The 506-nt window shown below is 43.3% G+C and carries 2 protein-coding genes and 1 pseudogene; 2 read left to right on the top strand and 1 reads right to left on the bottom strand.

Features of this window, described 5'->3' with window-relative positions:
* Positions 1-80 (top strand): IS1 family transposase (locus BHE85_RS18320; RefSeq protein ID WP_001401901.1); only part of this gene is annotated, 80 nt, incomplete at its 5' end.
* A 1-nt stretch (position 81) separates the two neighbouring features.
* Positions 82-342: pseudogene (locus BHE85_RS18315) on the top strand (ATP-binding cassette domain-containing protein); the annotation flags it as partial.
* 17 nt (positions 343-359) lie between these two features.
* Here BHE85_RS18315 and BHE85_RS18310 read toward each other — a convergent pair.
* Positions 360-506: IS1 family transposase (locus BHE85_RS18310; protein WP_216080533.1), on the bottom strand; the 147-nt coding region annotated here is incomplete at its 5' end.

Raw genomic sequence — 506 nt, 5'->3', positions numbered from 1 at the left:
AGTCACTGTCGTTCTCAAAATCGGTGGAGCTGCATGACAAGGTCATCGGGCATTATCTGAACATAAAACACTATCAGTAAGTTGGAGTCATTACCCGCGGTAATTCTACGCAAAGTTGAAAAAATTTATGACAATGGATTCAAACCTGTTCACGGCATTGATCTCGATATAAACGATGGTGAATTCATGGTTTTTGTTGGACCATCTGGGTGTGCCAAATCAACTACATTACGCATGATTGCAGGTCTTGAAGACGTATCAGGTGGTGAAATTTACATTAGCGACCGCCTTGTTAATACCCTTCCGCCTAAAGATCGCAGCATTGCAATGGTGTTCCAGAACTAGGTAATGACTCCAACTTACTGATAGTGTTTTATGTTCAGATAATGCCCGATGACCTTGTCATACAGCTCCACCGATTTTGAGAACGACAGTGACTTCCGTCCCAGCCTTGCCAGATGTTGTCTCAGATTCAGATTATGTCGCTCAATGCGCTGAGTGTAACG

This window comes from Shigella sp. FC1567, assembly GCF_001743015.1.
GTDB lineage: Bacteria > Pseudomonadota > Gammaproteobacteria > Enterobacterales > Enterobacteriaceae > Escherichia > Escherichia coli.
The sequence above is the reverse complement of the archived record's forward strand: the minus strand, read 5'-3'. Positions and strand labels throughout refer to the sequence as shown.